The 19,975-nt window shown below is 68.0% G+C and carries 13 protein-coding genes; 2 read left to right on the top strand and 11 right to left on the bottom strand.

The genetic code is table 11. From position 1 onward, the window contains the following. Positions 1-4: 4 nt before the first annotated feature. From pks2 to mutA, 5 genes are all read right to left on the bottom strand, one after another. The gene (gene pks2, locus B1790_RS08940) at positions 5-6,304 is read right to left on the bottom strand and encodes a type I polyketide synthase (RefSeq protein ID WP_079922860.1); all 6,300 of its coding nucleotides are present in this window, start codon (positions 6,302-6,304) and stop codon (positions 5-7) included. An 803-nt stretch (positions 6,305-7,107) separates the two neighbouring features. Next, a complete protein-coding gene (locus B1790_RS08945) occupies positions 7,108-8,373 on the bottom strand; it encodes a serine hydrolase domain-containing protein (RefSeq protein WP_079922861.1) in 1,266 nt (421 codons plus the stop codon). A gap of 87 nt (positions 8,374-8,460) precedes the next feature. Beyond that, complete coding sequence (gene meaB / locus B1790_RS08950; protein WP_079922862.1) at positions 8,461-9,429, bottom strand: methylmalonyl Co-A mutase-associated GTPase MeaB; 969 nt, start codon at positions 9,427-9,429, stop codon at positions 8,461-8,463. Further along, complete coding sequence (scpA, locus tag B1790_RS08955; RefSeq protein WP_079922863.1) at positions 9,430-11,685, bottom strand: methylmalonyl-CoA mutase; 2,256 nt, start codon at positions 11,683-11,685, stop codon at positions 9,430-9,432. It lies immediately after the preceding gene. Position 11,686: 1 nt separating this feature from the next. After that, positions 11,687-13,522 carry a methylmalonyl-CoA mutase small subunit gene (gene mutA / locus B1790_RS08960; protein WP_369832318.1) on the bottom strand — a complete coding sequence of 612 codons (1,836 nt, stop codon included), beginning with the start codon at positions 13,520-13,522 and terminating at the stop codon, positions 11,687-11,689. 196 nt (positions 13,523-13,718) lie between these two features. On the opposite strand from mutA, the gene B1790_RS08965 reads away from it, so the two are divergent. After that, positions 13,719-14,456 (top strand): TVP38/TMEM64 family protein, encoded by a 738-nt coding sequence (locus tag B1790_RS08965; RefSeq protein WP_079922865.1) that lies wholly within the window; start codon positions 13,719-13,721, stop codon positions 14,454-14,456. Here the strand turns inward: B1790_RS08965 and B1790_RS08970 are convergent. The 3 genes from B1790_RS08970 to B1790_RS08980 are packed head-to-tail and all read right to left on the bottom strand — an operon-like array spanning position 14,431 to position 16,449. Next, on the bottom strand, positions 14,431-14,790 hold the full coding sequence (locus B1790_RS08970) for a DoxX family protein (RefSeq protein ID WP_079922866.1): 360 nt from the start codon (positions 14,788-14,790) through the stop codon (positions 14,431-14,433). The two genes, B1790_RS08965 and B1790_RS08970, sit on opposite strands and share 26 nt — an antisense overlap. Next, complete coding sequence (locus B1790_RS08975; protein WP_079922867.1) at positions 14,787-15,998, bottom strand: SPFH domain-containing protein; 1,212 nt, start codon at positions 15,996-15,998, stop codon at positions 14,787-14,789. The genes B1790_RS08970 and B1790_RS08975 overlap by 4 nt, the downstream gene beginning before the upstream one ends. A 19-nt stretch (positions 15,999-16,017) precedes the next feature. Next, on the bottom strand, positions 16,018-16,449 hold the full coding sequence (locus B1790_RS08980; RefSeq protein ID WP_079922918.1) for an NfeD family protein: 432 nt from the start codon (positions 16,447-16,449) through the stop codon (positions 16,018-16,020). 59 nt (positions 16,450-16,508) lie between these two features. Between B1790_RS08980 and B1790_RS08985 the strand changes: the two genes are divergently transcribed. After that, entirely contained in the window at positions 16,509-17,384 is an 876-nt protein-coding gene (locus tag B1790_RS08985) for a hypothetical protein (RefSeq protein ID WP_079922868.1), read from the top strand. Here the strand turns inward: B1790_RS08985 and B1790_RS08990 are convergent. Genes B1790_RS08990 through fabG1 form a run of 3 tightly spaced genes read right to left on the bottom strand, consistent with a single transcriptional unit; the run spans position 17,350 to position 19,958 of the window. Then, a complete protein-coding gene (locus B1790_RS08990) occupies positions 17,350-18,396 on the bottom strand; it encodes a ferrochelatase (RefSeq protein ID WP_079922869.1) in 1,047 nt (348 codons plus the stop codon). The two genes, B1790_RS08985 and B1790_RS08990, sit on opposite strands and share 35 nt — an antisense overlap. Continuing rightward, complete coding sequence (inhA, locus tag B1790_RS08995; RefSeq protein ID WP_079922870.1) at positions 18,396-19,205, bottom strand: NADH-dependent enoyl-ACP reductase InhA; 810 nt, start codon at positions 19,203-19,205, stop codon at positions 18,396-18,398. Before inhA ends, B1790_RS08990 begins: the two co-directional genes overlap by 1 nt. 36 nt (positions 19,206-19,241) lie before the next feature. Beyond that, positions 19,242-19,958: a 3-oxoacyl-ACP reductase FabG1 gene (fabG1, locus tag B1790_RS09000; protein WP_079922871.1), complete on the bottom strand. Its 717-nt coding sequence runs from the start codon at positions 19,956-19,958 to the stop codon at positions 19,242-19,244. Positions 19,959-19,975 lie beyond the last annotated feature (17 nt).

Genomic DNA, 19,975 nt, shown 5'->3' on the forward strand with positions numbered 1-19,975 from the left:
ATGGTCATGGTGACACCGCAGGCACGGCGGAGTCGACGTCGAGGTCGATCGCGATCAATTCGCTGAGCCGTTCGGCAAGCCCGCGCACCGTGGTGACGTCGGTCGAGCCGATCCGCACGCCGGTCTCGGACTCCAACCGGGTCCGCAACTCCAGCGTGCCGAGGGAGTCGAGACCGTACTCCGACAACGGTCGGTCAGCGTCGACCGAACGTCTAAGGATGAGGCTCATCTCCTCGGAAATCAAGCGTCGCACGCGGGCAGCCCACTCCTCGCGCGGCAACAGGCGTAGCTCCTCGAGGAATTCGCTCGACCCCGAACGATCCTGTCCCATCGAGGCGAACGCCTCGGCGAACGGGCTGGTCTGCGCGAACGCGGTCAGCCAGGCGGCACCCGCGACCGGGGCGTACCCGCTGTACACCCGGGTGTGACGCATCAGCGTGTCGAAGGCGTACGCACCGTCTTCTGGGGCGATGGCCATGCCGTCGTTGTCGGCCATGGCCTGGCCGGCACCGATCTGGGCCCACGCACCCCACGCCACCACCTGGGCAGGCAGGTCCTGGGCGCGGCGCCACCGCGCGAAGGAGTCGAGCCAGCTGTTCGCGGCCGCGTAGGCACCCTGCCCCGGCGAGCCAACCATGGCGGCAGCCGACGAGAAGCAGCAGAACCAGTCCAGCGGAGAGGTTGCGGTGGCTTCGTGAAGGCGCCACGCGCCCAACGCCTTCGGCGCCCAGTCCCGGTCGATCAGTTCGTCGGTGATGTTCCCGAGCGTGGCGTCCTCGATGACCGCCGCCGCATGGAGCACACCGCGCAACGGAATCCCGGTGGCAGTCGCCGCGGCGACCATGCGGGCGGCCGTCGTCGCATCGGACACGTCACCGAGTTCGACCTCGACCTCGGTTCCCGACTGACGGAGCCGCTCGATGACGCGCAGCGTCTCCGGCTTCGGCGCCGACCGGCCGTTGAGGATGATGCGCCCGCAACCGGACGCCGCCATCTTCTCGGCCAGGAACAGTCCGAGACCACCAAGTCCACCGGTGACGACGTACGCGCCGTCGGCACGGAACGCCGGCGCCCGCTCGGCGGGAACCACGGCGGCGAACTGACCGGTGCGCGGAACGTCGAGCACCAGCTTGCCGGTGTGTTCGGCAGCGCCCATCGCACGAATTGCGTTGGCGCCGTTTGCCAGTGGGTAATGCGTGGTCTGCGGCGGTGGCAGCGTCCCGTCGGCGATCTGCTGGTAGACGACCTCGAGGAGGCCGCGCAGCGTGTCCGGCGCGACGAGGGTCAGCAGCGCGAGGTCGACGGCGTAGAAGGACAGGTTCCTGCGGAACGGGAACAGCCCCATCTTGGTGTCGCCGTAGATGTCTCGCTTGCCGATCTCGACGAAGCGGCCACCGAAGGTCAGCAGCTCGAGGCCAGCCCGCTGCGCGGCACCCGGCAACGAGTTCAGGACGACATCGACTCCGTAGCCGTCGGTGTCGCGGCGGATCTCGTCGGCGAACTTGGTGCTGCGCGAGTCGTAGACGTGCGCAACACCCATGTCGTTGAGCATCTTTCGACGCTCCGGGCTGCCGGCAGTCGCGTAGATCTCCGCACCGGCGGCCTGGGCGATCGCCACCGCGGCCTGACCAACTCCACCGGTGGCGGAGTGGATCAGCACCTTGTCGCCGGAGCTGATCCTGGCCAGGTTGTGCAGCGAGTACCACGCGGTGGCATGAGCGCTCGGAACGGCGGCGGCCGTGGCGTCCGGCAGTTCGCCGGGGATGCGCACCGCGAGGTTCGCATCGCAGGTGACGAACGTGCACCACGCACCGGTGGCCGAGATGCCCGCGACGCGGTCACCGATCTCGTGGTCGGTCACCCCGGCACCGACGGCGGTGACCACGCCGGCGAAGTCCGCACCCAGTTGGGGCATGCGTCCCTCGAAGGACGGGTAGCGACCGTAGGCGACCAGGACGTCGGCGAAGTTCAGGTTCGACGCCGAGACAGCCACTTCGATCTGGCCGGGTCCCGGTGCCGTCCGTTCGTAGCTGACCAGTTCGGCCGACTGCAGGTCTCCCGGCGTGCGGATCTGCAGTCGCATTCCGTCGCGGTCGGGGTGCACCACGGTGCTGTGGCGCTCTTCGGGCTGCAGCGGCGTCACGTTGAGCCGGGCCGTGTAGTAGTGGCCGTCGCGCCACGCCGTCTCGTCCTCGTCGGACAGCGAGAGAAGCTCGGCACCGACCAGCCTGACGTCGGTGGTGTCGTCGACGTCGATCTGGGTGGGCCGCATCCGTGGATGCTCCATCCCGATGACCCTGACGAGGCCACGCAAGCCACCCTGGGCGAGGTTCGGGAGGTCGCCGGGGAGCACGGTCTGCGCACCCCTGGTGACGACGAACAGCCGCGGCGGCTCACCTGCGACGTCCGGAAGCACCTTGGCGATGCGCACGAGGTGACGTACGTGGTCGGCTCCGTCGGCGACCAGGTCGGCGTCGGCCGAGCGCGGATCCTGCACCACCACGACGCCCGCACTGGGGCGGGCGACGAGGGTCCGGCGCAGTAGCTCGGCGTTGGCGGCGTGATCGCCGTCGGCACTCCACGTCATCGCGGTCACGTCGGCTTCGCCAGCCTTCAGCACGTCGGCCAGCTGGTGCGCGAGCATGTCGGACTCGTCCGAGGTGCTGATCAGCAGCCAGTGCCCGTGTCCGACCACGTCGGTGGCCGGCGCTTCCTGGCGCCGCCAGTCGATGGTCAACAGCCGCTCGTTGAGCCGCTTGTCGCGCAGCCCCTGCTCCGAGACACCCGTGCCGAGGCGAAGGCCTCCCACGGTCAGCAGGACGGCGCCGTGCTCGTCGAGAACCTCCACGTCGACCTCGACCGACCCGGCACTGGCGTTCACCAACTGCACGTAGCAGTAATGGGCGTTGCGCGTCGACGCGTGGGCCCGCAGTCGCCGCACGCCCAACGGCAGCATCAGCGTGCCGGTGTGGTCGGTGTGGAGATCGGGGTGAGCGCCGACGGCCTGGAAGCAGACGTCCAGCAGTGCGGGATGGATCCCGTACGCGCCCTGCTGTGACCGGATGGAGCCGGGCAGCGCGACCTCGGCAAGCACCGAACCGCCGGGACCCTGGGTCGTGTGAGCCGCCGTCAGACCGCTGAACGCAGGTCCGTACTGGATGCCCCTGGCGTCGTACCAGTCGCGCATCTCGGCACCGGTCAGGTCCACGGGGTGCTCGGCGAGCAGCGCGGCCACGTCGTAAGCGGCCTTTTCGGGTGCCTCGTCGACCGTCTGGAGCACCGCGGAGGCCCGTCGGACCTCCTGACCCTCGAGCCGGGTCGTCACCTGGAAGTCGGTGACGCCGTCCGAGGTGAGTGACGCCACGGCCGAGATCGGCGTGTGCCCCTCGAGCAGCAGCAAGTCCTCGAACACGAGGTCGCGGGCCTCCGATGCCTCACCGAGGACGGTGCGGGCCGCGGCGATCGCCATCTCGCAGTAGGCGGTGCCCGGCAGCGCCGCGACGCCGTGCACCTGATGGTCGGCCAGCCACGGCTGCGCGTCGGTGCCCACGTCGGACTGCCACACGTGGCGCTCCGGCTCTTCTGGCAGCCGGACGTGCGCGCCGAGCAGCGGATGGACGGCGAGGGTCGACGTGCCCTGTTCCTGTCCGTCCCTGGTGAGCATCAGACGTGGGTGGTTGAACGTCGGAAGCGGCGCGTCGACGAGCGCGCCGACCGGCCACAGGGCGGCGAAGTCGACCGCGGCGCCTGCACCGTGCAGGGCGGCCACGAACCCGCGGAGGCCATGGGGCAGCTCCTGCTCGCGGCGGATGCTGGCAAGGGCGGCGAGGCGGACGTCGAGGCTGCGTGCGTTCTGGTCCACCGCGTAGGTGAGCAGCGGGTGCGGCGAGAGTTCGCCGAACACGCGGTAACCGTCTTCGAGGGCGGCCTGTACGGCGGCGGCGAAGCGGACCGCGTGCCGCAGGTTGTCCGCCCAGTAGTACGCGTCGAAGTCGGCGGGGTCGCGGGGGTCGTACAGCGTCGACGAGTAGTACGGCACCGTCGGCTCGTTCGGCGTGATGTCCTGCAACGCCTCGGTCAGGTCGTCGAGAACGGGGTCGACCTGCGGGGAGTGCGACGCGACGTCGACGGCGACCTCGCGGGCCATGATGCCGCGCGCTTCCCATTCGGCGGCCAGCTTGCGAACCGATTCCTTGGCGCCGCCGACGACCGCGGACTGCGGCGAGGCGACGACCGAGAGGACGACGTCGTTGACGCCGCGGGCGGCGAGCTCGGAGAGCACCTGCTGGGCGGGCAGTTCCACCGACGCCATTGCGCCGGAACCCGCGATGGTGGCCATGAGTTGGGATCGACGGCAGATGACCTTGACGCCGTCCTCCAGCGAGAGCGCTTCGGAGACGACGGCGGCGGCGACCTCACCCATGGAGTGGCCGATCACCGCGCCCGGCATGACGCCGTGCGCCTTCATCGTGGCGGCCAGCGCGACCTGGACGGCGAACACCGTCGGCTGCACCTTGTCGATGCCGGTCACGACGTCGGCCGAGGTCATGGCTTCGGTGACGGAGAAACCCGACTCCCCCGCGATGAGCGGTTCGATCTCCGCGACGGTCTTGGCGAACACGGGTTCGGACGCGAGCAGGCCCGCACCCATCCCGGCCCACTGCGACCCCTGCCCGGAGAACACCCAGACCGGGCCGCGATCGCCCTTGCCGACCGCGGCTTCGTACGGGTCGTCACCGTCGGCGACGCGGCGGAGCTCGGCGACGAGCTCGGCCTGGTCGTTCGCGAGGACGACGGTGCGGACGGGTCGATGAGCGCGTCGACGAGCGAGCGTGTACGCGAGGTCGGACAGGTCCGTCTCGGAATCCTCGTCGGTCTGGCTCTCGATCCAGTCGGCGAGCCTGCCTGCCGTGCGCCGCAGCTCCTCGGGCGTCGTGGCGGACAGCGGGAACAGCTTGGGTCCGGCCAGCTCGGGTGTCGTCGTCGAGTCGACGGTGCGGGTGGTCTGGGCGGCGGGTGCCTGCTCGAGGACGGCGTGCACGTTCGTTCCGGACAGACCGTAGGACGACACGGCGGCGCGCCGCGGGTGGTCGCCCTCGACCGGCCACGGGGTTTCCTCGGTCGGAATGAAGAGATTGGACTCGATGCTGGCGATCTCGTCCGGCATCGCGGTGAAGTGCAGGTTCTTCGGCACCACGCCGTGCTGCAGCGACAGAATCGCCTTCATCAGCCCGACCGCGCCCGACGCGGACTGGCCGTGCCCGAAGTTGGTCTTCACCGATCCGAGCGCAACCGGCCCGGACTTGCCGTAGACGGCCGCCAGGCTGGCGAATTCGATCGGGTCGCCGACTGGCGTTCCGGTGCCGTGAGCCTCGACCATGCCGATGGTGGCGGGATCGACGTGACCGGCCGCCAGGGCTGCCTCGTAGACCTTGGTCTGTGCGGCCCGCGACGGGGTGGCGATGTTGACGGTGTGACCGTCCTGGTTGGCCGCGGTCCCGCGGATGACCGCCAACACGTTGTCACCGTCGGCGAGCGCGTCGTCGAGGCGCTTGAGCATGAGCACCGCGGTCGCCTCGCCGGAGACGAAGCCGTCGGCGTGCACGTCGAAGGCGTGGCAGGTGCCGGTCGCGGACAACATGCCCTGCGCCGAGCCGGAGGACATCTTGCGGGGTTCCAGCATGATGGAAACGCCGCCGGCCAGGGCCATGTCGCTCTCGCGGTCGTCCAGGCTGCGGCACGCCATGTGCACGGCGAGCAAGCTCGACGAGCAGGCGGAGTCGACCGTGAACGCGGGACCGTGCACGCCGAGGTGATAGGCGATGCGCCCCGAGGCCAAGCTGAAGTTGCTTCCGGTGAATCCGTACGGACCTTCGACGGCGTTGGCGTCGGCGGCGAGCAGCTGATAGTCCTGGTGGGTCATCCCCATGAAGACGCCGGTCAGCGAGCTCGCGATGGTCGCGGGGTCGATGCCTGCGTGTTCCACGGCTTCCCAGGCGGTCTCGAGGAGGAGGCGCTGCTGGGGGTCGATCGCGATCGCTTCGCGCTCGCTGATGTTGAAGAAGTCGGCGTCGAATCCGGCGACGTCGTCGATGAACGCGCCCCACTTGGAGACGGACCGTCCTGGCACACCGGGCTCCGGGTCGAAGTACTCCTCGGCGTCCCAGCGATCCAGCGGAACCGTCGTCACCGCGTTGACGCCGCGCAACAACGCGGCCCACAGACCCGCTGGCGAGTCGATGCCGCCGGGAAGTCGGCACCCCATGCCGATCACGGCGATTGGGGAGACCGGTGTCTCTGCCACTTACTTCACCCTCTCAAACGAACGAACCAAGGCTCCCGACCCGGTTGTGCTGCACGAAGACGTCGGTCCTCCGGCGCTATGAATCAGCTGTGTGTCCTTTCCATGCGCCTGGAGTTGAGTATTGGTAAGGAGTTCCGGACCAGCAAACCGAACTTTAAGTACGAACCATTAGTACGAAAAATTCGGCAAATCCGTTACCTCCCTTTCCACTTCAACATTCTTCGGTCGGGACACTACACCGACAGCTACCTATTCGTCCCAACAACCTCGTTTAGGCGCATACGCTGCGGAAACGTCGAATATTGACGCCAACGTTCGTTTTCAGCGATGCCCCAAGACGGGTAGCACCGTTTCGCTGAGTGAATTTCTGGCAAACACTTCAAGATCGTGCGCCATATTCGACCATGCATGTTGTCAAAATTGCGCCGCGAGTATTCCCAGCGCCGGGAGACCGCCTTTGATCTTGGCGTCGACGCAGCGTATGCATGATTATCTGACGCGTCGACGCAGGGTTGGAACACCATTGCGGACGGCCCGTGCGACGTATCGGGAGGCATCAGCCGACGTATCGACGAAACACTGGCAACATCTACTCCGATAACGACAAGGGCACCTACTGTCACTTTGGCAACATTACCGAACGTATACCTCGAAAACGGGTCGTTTTCCAGCGCTGCGAGAGCCCGTTCTAGCGAAATGGGCTGTCCTACAACGTGATCGGCCAGACAACGGGCATTGTCAGCGCGTTGGGCCCACTCGCGGGCTGGGCGAAAATTAGTGAACAAATACACGCCCCGACGGAGTTACACCGCCGTGGAGAGCCCGGAGAATGAAGCGCCAAGCTTCGCGACGGCGTTGAACCCGTCCTTGCGAGCCAGGAAAACACCTCGACGTATCAAAGCGGCGGTGGCCACGAACCCCGCCTGGTCGCTCACGACCAGCGGGGTCAGCAGCCGATTGTGCACGAAACCAAAGGCCAGGCCGCTGCGCGGGTCGGCCCAGCCCAGCGACCCACCCAAGCCGACGTGGCCGAATCCAGGCAGGATGCCACCCAGCGGAAGGCCGTGATACCCGAGGTGAAACGACAGCGGCATGATGAGCCCGCCGTCGAGATGCAAGCTCGGCGGGCCGCTGAGCTTGGCCACCAGCTCGGCCGAAAGGAACCGGGCACCGTCGATTTGGCCACCGTGCGCGATGGCCCCGTACATCCGTGCCAGCGCCCTGGCGGTCGCCACGCCGTTTGCTGCTGGCAACTCTGCGTCGAGCAACGACATGTCGCCCTGCACAGTCGACTTCATCCCAGGGAAGTACATCGACCCCAGCCCTCCGGAGAACGGCAGCGCGGCGAGGCGTGGCATCAGCAGGTTGACGACCGGATTCTGAAACGTGCTCTGCGGTCCGATGATTCGAGCTGGTTGGGTCGGCGCATCGGCCGGCGGCCTGCCGAGATGAATGCCGTCGACGTCCAGCGGCCCGGCGAGCTCCGACCGGAACAGCTCCCGCATCCCGCGGCCGGTGACCGCGCGGGCCAAACCCGACAACAACCAGCCATAGGTCAACGCGTGATACGACGGCTTGCCCTTCAGCCACCCCATGGGCGCCGCGGCCATCCGCTCCTCCATCAGCAGGTGATCCATCAGGTCAACCCCGCTAGCCCCGTTGAGCTGCGACAACCCGGCCCGATGCCGCATCAACTCGCGCACCGTGACCCCGCCCTTGCCCTTGGCACCGAAGGCGGTCCAGTAGTCCGCGACGGGGGCGTCGTAGTCGACGAGACCGCGGTCGGCGAGCCGGTGGATGACCGTAGAGGCCATGCCCTTCGTCGCCGAGAACACCATCGCCCCGGTGTCGGCGGTCCACGGCCTGGTGCCCCGCCGGTCGGCCCATCCGGTCCACACGTCGACGACGGGTTGGCCGTCGAGATAGACGCACAGCGCACCACCGCCGAACCGTTTGCCCGGGAACAGCTGAGCGAAGGCTCGTACTGCGCAGGCAAAACTGGGGTCCGCCTCACCAAGGACGTTGTGCGGAAGCGCCGCGCTGCGCTGGCCGCCTATGGCCTGAATCACAATGAACGAAATTACCGGTAACTCGGCAAACTCCGCGGCAGGTTTACCGATCCGTTGCCGATTCGCGCAGTCTTGCTCCACCTGCGGTCAGTAGACGAGCTTCAGGATCTCCTGGGCAGCCAATGCCGGGGTCAGGAGGCCGTCTCGGACCCGTTGCTCGACGTCGGCGCGGATGGCCTTGACCCCCGCATTGGAGGACACCTTGTCCAGCACCGCGTCGCGGACCATCGACCACATCCACTCGACCTGCTGGCGACTTCGGCGGGCGTCGAACTCCCCCGCCTCGGTCAGTACCCGGCGGTGCTCGAGCACGGTCGCCCAGAGCTCAGCCAGGCCGGTGCCCTCGAGCGCGCTTGCCGTGAGCACCGGTGGTCGCCACAGAGTCTCGCGCGGATACAGCAGTCGGATGGCTCCGCTGAGCTCCCTGGCTGCGGCCTTGGCCTCGGTGGCGTGTCGGCCGTCGGCCTTGTTGACCACGACCACGTCGGCGAGTTCCAGCACGCCCTTCTTGATGCCCTGTAGCTGGTCGCCGGTGCGCGCCAGCGTCAGAAAGACGAAGGTGTCGACCATGTTGGCGACCGTCACCTCCGACTGGCCGACGCCTACCGTCTCGACCAAGACGACGTCGTACCCGGCCGCCTCCAGCAGCACGATCGTCTCCCTGGTGGCCTTCGCGACGCCGCCGAGGGTCCCCGAGGTCGGCGACGGCCGGATGTAGGCGTCGGGATGGACGGCGAGCCGGGCCATCCGCGTCTTGTCGCCGAGGATCGACCCGCCGGTCCTCGTCGACGACGGGTCGACGGCCAGGACCGCCACCCGGTGGCCCTGCTCGATCAACGACATGCCGAGCGCCTCGATGATGGTCGACTTCCCCACCCCCGGTACGCCCGTGATGCCGACGTGCACGGCCTTCCCGGCGTCGGGCATCAGTTCCATCAGCAGCCGTTGGGCGTTCTCGCGGTGGTCGACCCTTGTCGACTCGACGAGCGTGATCGCCCGCGGCAGCGCGGATCGATCCCCGCCGCGAATGGCTGAAGCTAGCTCCGACGGGTCCATTTAGGGGAGGTCGTATCCCAGTCGCTCGGCCAGCTTCTCCAACAGTCCGATCGCGGCGTCGGCGATGACGGTGCCCGGCGGGAAGATGGCGGTGGCGCCTGCGGCGTACAGCTCGTCGAAGTCGCCGGGTGGAATAACCCCGCCGACCACGACCATGATGTCGGGCCTACCTGCTGCGGCAAGCGCGTCGCGCAGCGCCGGAACCAACGTGAGATGGCCTGCTGCCAGCGAGGACACCCCCACGACGTGCACGTCGTTGTCGACCGCCTGACGGGCGACCTCGTCGGGAGTGGAGAACAACGAGCCGACGTCGACGTCGAAGCCGATGTCGGCGAACGCCGTCGCGATCACCTTCTGGCCGCGGTCGTGCCCGTCCTGCCCCATCTTGGCGACCAGAATGCGCGGTCGACGGCCGTCGGCCTCGGCGAACTTCTCGACCAATTCCGTTGCCGCTGCCACGTTTCGCACGTTCTGGCCCTTCCCCACCTCGTCACGGTAGACACCGGCGATGGTGCGAATCTCTGCCTGATGACGACCGTAGACCTTCTCCAACGCGTCGGAGATCTCCCCGACGGTGGCCATGGCCCGCGCGGCCGCGATCGCCAACGCCATCAGGTTGTCAGCGAGACCGTCGGTGGTACCGGAAGCCTCTGCGGCGCGGGTCAACTCGGCCAATGCGGCCTGGGTGGCCGCTTCGTCACGCTCGCTGCGCAGCTGTTCCAGTTTGGCGATCTGCTCGGCGCGCACCCGGCTGTTCTCGACCTTGAGGACCTCGACCTCCTGATCGGAGTCCACCTGGTACTTGTTGATGCCGATGACCGTCTGGGCCCCGGAGTCGATGCGGGCCTGCGTGCGTGCGGCCGCCTCCTCGATGCGAAGCTTCGGGATTCCCTCGCCGATCGCCTGGGCCATGCCCCCGTGCTCGGCGACCTCGGCGATGTGGGCACGGGCCTTCTCGGCCAGCTGATGGGTCAGCCACTCCACGTAGTACGAGCCGCCCCACGGGTCGATCGGCCTTGTCGTGCCGGACTCCTGTTGCAGCAGCAGCTGCGTGTTGCGGGCGATTCGCGCCGAGAAGTCGGTGGGCAGCGCCAGCGCCTCGTCGAGAGCGTTGGTGTGCAGCGACTGGGTGTGTCCCTGGGTGGCGGCCATCGCCTCGATGCAGGTGCGGGCGACGTTGTTGAACGGGTCCTGAGCCGTCAGCGACCACCCGGAGGTCTGCGAATGGGTTCGCAATGACAGCGACTTGTCGTTCTTGGGGTCGAACTGGGCGACGAGTTCACTCCACAGCAGCCGACCGGCGCGGAGCTTCGCCACCTCCATGAAGAAGTTCATCCCGATGCCCCAGAAGAAGGACAGCCGCGGCGCGAACTTGTCGATGTCGAGACCGGCGTCCAACCCCGCCTTGATGTACTCGACGCCGTCGGCGAGGGTGTAGGCCAGCTCGAGGTCGGCCGTCGCTCCGGCCTCCTGAATGTGATAGCCCGAGATCGAGATCGAGTTGTACTTCGGCATCTTGACGCTGGTGTATCCGAAGATGTCGGAGATGATCCGCATCGACGCCTTGGGCGGATAGATGTAGGTGTTACGGACCATGAACTCCTTGAGGATGTCGTTCTGAATGGTCCCCGCCAACTTCTCCGGCGGCACGCCCTGCTCCTCGGCGGCCGCCACGTACAGCGCCAGAATCGGCAGCACGGCGCCGTTCATCGTCATCGACACCGAGACGGTCGACAGGTCGATGCCGTCGAAGAGCTGCCGCATGTCGAGGATGGAGTCGATGGCCACTCCGGCCATGCCGACGTCGCCTGCCACCCGGGGATGATCGGAGTCGTAGCCGCGGTGGGTCGCCAGGTCGAATGCCACCGACAGACCCTTCTGACCGGCGGCGAGGTTACGGCGGTAGAACGCGTTCGACTCTGCGGCAGTGGAGAATCCGGCGTACTGCCGGATGGTCCAGGGCTGGTTGACGTACATCGTCGGGTACGGGCCACGTACGAATGGCGGTGCGCCGGGGAAGCTTTCGAGTGGATACCCGGCCTCGACGACCGCGTCCCGATCGGCGGCGACGTAGACCGGCTTGACGTCGACGCCCTCCGGCGTCGGCCAGTCGAGTTGGTCGGCGGTGTAGCCGTGCGCGGTGGCCGCGGCGGCCACCAGCTCGTCGACGTCCGTCGGCGTCGCGGTGGCCGGCGCGTCGTCGCCGTACAGCGGGACGTCGGCGAAGTTGACGATCCTTGGCTCCAAAGCCGTCATGTCAGGCCCCCAATCGGGTGAGCAGCGTCGACAGCGCGTTGATCGCGTCGATCTTGGCGGTGAGGTACTCGTCGGGTTTGTCGGCCGCCTCCGAGACGGCCTTGGCGGGCCCGGCCAGGTAGACGTGGGAGACGCCCGCCTCGCGCGCGGCGCGCACCACCTCGGAGGCCTCGTCCGCATAGCGTGCGTCGGTTCCGCAGATCACGACGGCGGCCGGGTTTCCGGCGTCGGTCACGGCCTGGCCGACACCGGCCGCGCTGACGGTCCCGGGGTTGACGGTTTCGACTCCCCCGGATGCCAGCAGGTTGGCGGCGAACGAGGTGCGGACGTTGTGTTCGGCGAGTGGTCCGACCGGCAGCAGCAGGGCCTTCGGCCTGGCCCCACTGGCGGCCAGGTAGGCGTCCGAGCGGTCGCGAAGGGCTTCGAAACCGGCCGCGTACCGGGCCACCGACGAGGTCGAATCCGATGGTGCGAGTGGCGCTTCGGTGAGATTGGGGTATTCGTTGACCCCGGTGAGCGCGGTGCGCCGGTGCGCGACGTCGTCACTCCGCGTGGCGCGCACCTCGGCGATCTGGGCGGCGACGTGGTCGCGGGCCTCGACGAATCCGCCTCTGGCCTCGACGTCCTGGAAGTGTCGCCAGGCTTCCTCGGTGAGCCGGCGCGTCAGGTCCTCGACGAACCAGGAGCCGCCCGCCGGGTCGAGTACGCGCCCGAGATGCGACTCCTCCAACAGCAGGAGTTGGGTGTTGCGCGCCATCCGGCGCGCGAAAGTCCTTGCCACGCCCGGCAATCCGTCCGGGATCGAGCTGTCGAACTCGTACACCTGGACGGTGTCCGCGCCGCCCACCCCAGCGCCGAAGGCGCCGAGCGTGGTGCGCAGCATGTTCACCCAGGGGTCGCGCTGCGCCATCATGGCCCGCGAGGTGACCGCGTGGATCGTCGCCGCGCCCGCCTCGGGATGGCCGACGACCTCGGCGACCCTCGCCCAGAGTTGGCGGGCCGCCCGCATCTTGGCGATCGTCATGAACTGGTCGTCGTCGGCGCCGTAGCGAAACGAGATTTGCGCGAGCGCATCCGGTGCCGCGATGCCGCCGTCGCACAGCAATCGCAGGTACGCGACCCCTGCCGCGACGGCGCCGGCGAGCTCCCAAGAGGCGCTGGCGCCGAGATCGTGCAGGGCCGCCCCGTCGACGGTCACGGCCCGCACCCCGCCGGCGAAGCCGGTCAGCTTTGCGGCCGTCGTGACGAGCTCGTCGACGGTCGGGGCGCTGCGGTCCCCGAGTGCCGAGGTCAACGGATCGCCGCCGAGGTCGACCGACAGGCTCCGGCGCTTGTCGTCGTCGAAGTTGGACACCAGTGCCAGAACAGCGTCGGCGGCGGCGGCGTAGTCCGCGCCGGATTCCAGGATCACCGGAACCAGTTCGAGGAACACCCCCTCGAGCATTCGGTCGAGCTCGGTCACCGGGACACCGCCTGACGCACTCCCGACCCGCAGCACCAGCGCGCTCACCCCGTCGGTGAGTGCGCTGAGCACCGCGTCGTTGCCATCCGAGACCGCCTTCTGCCCGGCCAGCGGGAACGACTCGGCGACCTTCCATCCCGACTTGACGTCGCGCAGCGCGTCGCCGCCGCGCACGTACGGCCACCGACCTGGCAACGACGGCTCGGGGTGCTCGTCGAGGACGGTGTAGAGCGGGCGGATGGGGAAGCCCTCGTACGTCGGCGAATCCAGGAGTCGTTCCGGTTCGGCGCCCAGGTCGGCGGGATCCTTCCGGCTGCTCTTGGCAAGAACTCCCGCGACGGCAGCGCGCCATTGGTCACGGCCCGACTCAGCCATGCTGATCGAACTGGACACCTGTTCGGACACTGTTGACTCCCCTGTCATCGACCTTGATGCAGCGTGTGACTTGACAACTGTCCAACAGGCTAAATGATCACTGTCACGCCGCGAACCGGCAGCCTCGAGGCTACTGACGGGTAGCTCGGCCGCGCCGACTCGTGAGACTGTCCGCCGACCCGTAGTCTCGGTAGACGTGAAGGGGATAGTCAGCACGTTGGGCGCGGTGCGGGGCGCAATCGCGTCGACCGCGGCCCAGGTTCCCCGCCGCAAGTTGGTGGCCACCGTGGCGACCGTTGTGATTCTCGTCGCAGTGGCCTATCTGGTGCCGTTGCCCACCGCGGTACAGATGCGTGACTGGGCCACCTCCGCCGGTCCCTGGTTCCCGCTGGTGTTCTTCCTCGCCCACGTGGTCGTCACGATCTTCCCGTTCCCGCGCACCGCCTTCACGCTGTCGGCGGGCTTGCTGTTCGGCCCGCTGCTCGGCGTGTCACTGGCCGTCGTGGCATCCACGATCAGCGCCGTCATCGCACTGTTCCTCGTCCGAGCCGCCGGACTCCAGCTCAACCGGTTGGTGTCGCATCCGCGGGTGGAGATGGTCGACGCGCGGCTGCGGCAGCGCGGGTGGCCGACCGTGCTGTCGATGCGCATGATCCCCGCGGTGCCGTTCTCGGTACTGAACTACGCGGCCGGCGCGTCTGCCGTCCGGCCCGTGCCATTCGCGATCGCGTCCTTCGTCGGCCTGCTGCCAGGTACGGCGGCGATCGTGATCCTTGGCGACGCGCTCACGGGCAACGTCAGCCCGCTGCTCTTCCTCATCTCGCTTGCCACCGCCAGCCTCGGCGTGGCCGGGTTGGTCTACGAGATCCGTAGCCACCGTCGCCAGAACCGGCAGGCCGACCCAATGGCTAGCGCTGGGACTGCGGCCCCCTGACGGTCATCGCGCCAAACAAACCGAGGAACGTCGTCGCCGCGACCAGCCCGGGACTCCAGTCCTTCGCCTTCACGTGGAACGCCACCGCCAGCACGAAGTACACGGTCAACATGAACGTGGTCAGCCGAGCCAGCCGCGGAAACCGGTACACCGACAGCAGCCCGACGGCCGACGCGGCCTTGACCACGGGAATCACCGGCCGCAGTTCCTCGGCGAGCCCGACGTCGTCGAAGGCCTTCTTGATCGGTGGAACCATCAGGGCGCATGCCACGGCGTCGCCGGCTTGCATCGCTGCGAGCACCGCGTAGGTCTTCGGCGACGTCAGCGCGGTCACTCGAGGTCCCGGTTCCCGTGACGTGACGCAGGCGGTTGCGAGTAGTCGTTGGCCGGCGGTTGGGCCTGCTGCGACAGCGGTGCGTACTGCGGGAGTGCCCCGGCCACGGGGGTTCGTGCCTCGGCCACCGCCTGCGCGACGGCCTGGGCGATCTCCGGATCGGTCTTCGTGTCGAACCAGCCGGCCACCTCGTCGGAGTCGTCCTCCGGCTTGGGCAGGTTCTCCTCCACCGGAGACGGCGTGTAGCGGAAGACGCCGTCCGCGCCAGGGGCGCCCAGCATCTTGGTGAAGCCCTCGAGCGCCGAACCGAAGTCGCTGGGAACCAGCCACACCTTGTTGGCCTCGCCCTTGGCCATCTCCGGCAGGGTCTGCAGGTACTGGTAGGCCAACATCTCCGGGGTTGGCCGCCCGGCCTTGATCGCGGCGAAGGTCTTCTCGATCGCCTTCGCCTCACCCTGGGCCTTGAGATACGACGCCGCGCGCTCACCCTGAGCGCGCAGCATCCGGGACTGCCGGTCGGCCTCTGCCGCGAGGATCGCGGCCTGCTTGGCGCCCTCCGCGGAGAGGATCTGCGCCTGCTTTTGCCCCTCCGCCTGCTTGATCGACGCTTCCCGGTTGCCCTCGGCGGTCAGGATCATCGCGCGCTTCTCGCGGTCGGCGCGCATCTGCTTCTCCATCGAGTCCTGGATCGACGGCGGCGGGTCGATGCTGCGGAGCTCGACACGGGCCACGCGCAGACCCCAGCGGCCGGTGGCCTCGTCGAGCACTCCGCGGAGCTGGCCGTTGATCTGGTCGCGTGAGGTCAGGGCCTGCTCGAGGGTCATGCCGCCGACGACGTTGCGCAGTGTGGTGGTCGTCAACTGCTCGACGCCGACGATGTAGTTGCTGATTGCGTAGACGGCGGCCCGGGGCTCGGTGACCTGAAAGTAGACGACGGTGTCGATGTTGACCGTCAGGTTGTCCTCGGTGATCACGGGCTGCGGCGGGAACGACACCACCCGCTCCCGGAGGTCGACCCTGGCGCGGATCTTGTCGACGAAGGGCAGCAACAACGTCAGCTGACCGGAGACGGTCTTGCTGTAGCGGCCAAGGCGTTCGATCACGGCGGCCTCGGCCTGCGGGATCACCTTCACCGACTTCGCCACGACGATGATCGCGAAGATCACCAGCACCGCAGCCACGATCAGCCCGAAGAAAGCACCATCCATTTGCCGTTCCTCCCTAGGTTCAGATGCCCCTGAAGACGACTGCGGTCGCACCGTCGATGCGCACCACCGTCACGTGGTCACCCGGTTCGTACACTTCGTCGTCGTTGAGCGGCCGAGCCGTCCAGACCTGCCCGTCGAGCTTCACCTGGCCCTCGTGGCGCCCGACCCTGTCGAGCACCAGCGCACCCTTGCCTTCGAGCGCCTTCATCGGCTCGGGGAGCCCGGTTCCGGCGGCGAACCGACGTCGCAACGCCGGCCGGACCGCGACCAAGAGCAAGATCGACACGGCCGCGAACACCACGCCGTCGACCCAGACCGGCCCGCCGAACACCGCGCTGGCGCCCGCGGCCGACAACGCTCCGCCACTGAGCATCAGCAAGAACAGATCACCGGTCAGCGCCTCCGCACCGGCGAGCGCCAGCGCCGCGACCAGCCAGATCAACGCGCCCATGTTCACAGCCTACTGGCAATCTCACTCGCGAAGCCGTCGACGACTACACTCCCTGGATCATGTGGTGCCCCAGTGTTTCTCTCGCGGTGTGGGCCAACGCCTGGCTTGCCGGCGTCGCCGCGCCCGACGACGTCTTGGACGCGTTGTCACTATGGGCGCCAAGGCATTCCGCGACCGCGTACGATTCGGCCGCGGCCGATCGCACCGGGTTGCCATGGCCCGACCTCACCGATGCCGGCGCCGTCTCCCTGCTGCAAACGCTGCGCACGGCTGCCGGCCCGCCCACCGGTGAACCCGCGATGGCCGTCGCACTGCCGGTCCCCGGCGACGTCCGTGGACTCCCGGCCGGCACCCAGTTCACCGTCGACGCCATCTCGGCGGGCGAGGCGCTCATCGTGTCCCACGGGACGGCCACCGCGGTCGGTCTGGTGCCCGAGTTCGCCTACGACGAGGACGATCCCGACTTCGACCACACCGACGACGAGTCCACCGACCACTACCCCGAACCGATCGCACTGGCCTGGACGGTGTACTCGATGCCGGAGGTGCCGCTACGCGAACACCTCGACCTCGGTCACGAAGAATACGAACTGCGTTCCGCCGTGCGGTCGGCCGCCGACGCACTGGTGACGCTGCGGGCCGGGATGACCTCCGCCGACGTCGCCGACCCGCGCGGGCTCGTCGAGCAGGTGCTCGAGTCGGCCCGGCTGCATCGCGCACCCGACCACGCCCCGGAGCGGGCGCTTCGCGTGCTGGAGAACGCCGCTCACGTCGACGCCATCATCACCGTCAGCTCAGGACTGATGCCGATCGGACTTCAGTCGTCGTCGGAGATGCAGATCGCCAACGACGCGCTTCGTCCCCTGGTCGGCGTGGTGCGGTCGGCGCGGATGGCCGCGGTCAGCGCGATTCTGCAGTCGGCCTGGCGTCGCTAGAGCAGACGGGCGTACACAGCGACCCGTTGACGCTGGCCCCGTATCCGGGCACGCTTCCTCCGCCGACCCTGGCCGGTTCGCGGCCGGTGAGCACTTCGTCGACGAGGTCGAGGACGAGCCGGGCGTAGCGCGGCTGCGCATTCGGCGTGGTGGCCCTGGCCAAGGCGATCCCCGCCGCGTCCGCCTGCTCCTTGAGCTCGTTGTCGAGATCCCAGACCACCTCGATGTGGTCGGCGACGAATCCGATGGGACAAACGACGACCGCGCGGGTGCCTGCCTCTTCCAACGCGGTGAGCTGATCGCCGATGTCGGGCTCCAGCCACGGCACCTGCGGCGGACCGGATCGCGACTGCCACACCTGGTCGTAGTCGGCGTATCCCGCGGCGGCGGCGACCAGGCTGGCGGAATGCGCGACCTGCCTGGCGTAGAGGTCCTGGCCGCACCGCGACGCGGCGCGCAACGGAATCGAGTGCGCGGTGAAGACCAGGCGCGCGTCGGCGCGGAGCTCCTCGGGCAGGGTGGCGACGGCGTCGGCGATCCCGTCGGCGAACATGTCGATCAGCAACGGATGGTCGAAGTACTGCCGGAGCTTGACCAGCTCGGGTGCGTCGGACCCGACCGCGGCCCTGGCCCGGAAGATGTCCTCTTGGTACTGGGTGCACCCCGAGTACCCGCCCCACGCCGAGGTGGTGAACACCGCGGCTCGACGTATGCCGTCGTCGCGCATCGCGGCGACGGTGTCCTCGACGAACGGGTTCCAGTTGCGGTTGCCGAAGTACACCGGCATCCTTTGGTCGCGGTCGGCCAACTCCCGCTCGATCTGTTCGATCAGCGCCCGGTTGATGCCGTTGATCGGTGAGACGCCACCGAAGTGCAGATAGTGCTCGGCGACCGCGTCCAAGCGGGCTGGCGGGATGTTGCGGCCCCGGGTGACGTTCTCCAGGAACGGACGTACCTGCTCGGGCCCTTCGGGACCACCGAAGGACAACAGCAGCAGGGCGTCGAAGTTCATCAGAGCAACTGGGTGCTGGCGCCGCCGTCGGCGTAGACGATCGTGCCGGTGGTGGCGGGCAGCCAATCGGACATCAACGCGCACACCGTCTTTGCGACCGGCGTCGGATCCTTCATGTTCCAGCCAAGCGGCGCACGCTGATCCCAGCCCTCTTCGAGCAGCTTGATCTGGTCACCGGCCGACTCGCCGAGCGCGCCGCCCACGATGGCGCTCATCGCCAGGGTCCGAATCGGCCCGGCCGCAACGAGATTGGAGCGGACGCCGTATTGGCCGGCCTCGCGCGCCACGAAGCGGTTGACTGACTCCAGCGCGCTCTTGGCGACCGTCATCCAGTTGTACGCCGGCATCGCGCGGGTCGGATCGAAGTCCATGCCGACGATGCCGCCGCCCGGGTTCATGATCGGCAGCAACGCCTTGGCAAGTGCGGCATAGGAGTAGGCGGAGATGTGAATGCCCTTGGCGACGTCCTCGTAGGGCGCGTCGAAGAAGGGGTTGACGCCCATTCCGGTCTGAGGCATGAAGCCGATCGAGTGCACGACACCGTCGAGCTTGTTGCCCTCGCCGATGACCTCGGTGACACGCTCCCCCAAGCTTGCGAGGTGCTCGGAGTTCTGCACGTCCAGCTCCAGAAGCGGTGCCGGGTTGGGCAACCGGTCGGCGATGCGCTGGATCAGCTTCATCCTGTCGAAGCCCGTCAGCACCAGCTCGGCACCGGCTTCCTGCGCGACCTTTGCGATGTGGAACGCGATCGACGAGTCGGTGATGATCCCCGTGACGAGGATGCGCTTGCCTTCGAGAAACCCTGCCATGTGAAAGTCCTTACTGTTCAACGACGTCGACGAAAATTAGTGGCCCATGCCCATGCCGCCGTCGACCGGGATGACGGCGCCTGCGATGTAACGGGCGTCCTCGGAGGCCAGGAAGCTGACCGCGCCTGCGACGTCCTCGGCGGTGCCGACGCGCTTGGCGGGGATGAAGTCCAGTGCACCGGCCTGGATGCGCTCGTCGAGCGCACGCGTCATCTCGGTGTCGATGTAGCCGGGGGCCACCACGTTGGCGGTGACGCCGGCCTTGGCCAGCTCGCGGGAAATCGAGCGAGCCATGCCAATCAGGCCAGCCTTGGCTGCCGCGTAGTTGGCCTGGTTGCCGATCCCCCACATGCCCGACACCGAGCCGATGTAGATGATGCGGCCAAAACGCTTGCGCTGCATGCTGCGCGATGCCCGCTGAGTCACCCGGAAGGCCCCGGTGAGATTCGCGTTGATGACTTCCTGGAAGCGTTCCTCGGTCATCCGCATCAGGAAGGCGTCCTTCGAGATGCCGGCATTTGACACCAGTACCTCGACGGGCCCCTGGTGCTCCTCGACCTCGGTGAAGGCGCGGTCGACGGCGGCGTTGTCGGTCACGTCGCACTCGACGCCGAACAACCCCTCGGGGGCACCGGATCCGCGGTGCGTCACGGCGACCTTGTGTCCGTCGGCGGCCAGCCTCTGGGCGATCGCGAGACCGATGCCTCGGTTACCGCCGGTGACCAGGACGGAGCGGGAAACGAACTCAGGCATGTACGTCAACCTATCGC

This window comes from Mycobacterium sp. AT1, assembly GCF_002043095.1.
Lineage (GTDB): Bacteria > Actinomycetota > Actinomycetes > Mycobacteriales > Mycobacteriaceae > Mycobacterium.

Coding starts and splice junctions, on each gene's coding strand:
- B1790_RS08990 (WP_079922869.1), bottom strand. CDS start 18,396: ATGAACTTCGACGCCCTGCTGCTGTTGTCCTTCGGTGGTCCCGAAGGG.
- inhA (WP_079922870.1), bottom strand. CDS start 19,205: ATGGCAGGGTTTCTCGAAGGCAAGCGCATCCTCGTCACGGGGATCATC.
- B1790_RS08980 (WP_079922918.1), bottom strand. CDS start 16,449: ATGGGCGCGTTGATCTGGCTGGTCGCGGCGCTGGCGCTCGCCGGTGCG.
- meaB (WP_079922862.1), bottom strand. CDS start 9,429: ATGGACCCGTCGGAGCTAGCTTCAGCCATTCGCGGCGGGGATCGATCC.
- fabG1 (WP_079922871.1), bottom strand. CDS start 19,958: ATGCCTGAGTTCGTTTCCCGCTCCGTCCTGGTCACCGGCGGTAACCGA.
- B1790_RS08985 (WP_079922868.1), top strand. CDS start 16,509: ATGTGGTGCCCCAGTGTTTCTCTCGCGGTGTGGGCCAACGCCTGGCTT.
- scpA (WP_079922863.1), bottom strand. CDS start 11,685: ATGACGGCTTTGGAGCCAAGGATCGTCAACTTCGCCGACGTCCCGCTG.
- mutA (WP_369832318.1), bottom strand. CDS start 13,522: ATGGCTGAGTCGGGCCGTGACCAATGGCGCGCTGCCGTCGCGGGAGTT.
- B1790_RS08975 (WP_079922867.1), bottom strand. CDS start 15,998: ATGGATGGTGCTTTCTTCGGGCTGATCGTGGCTGCGGTGCTGGTGATC.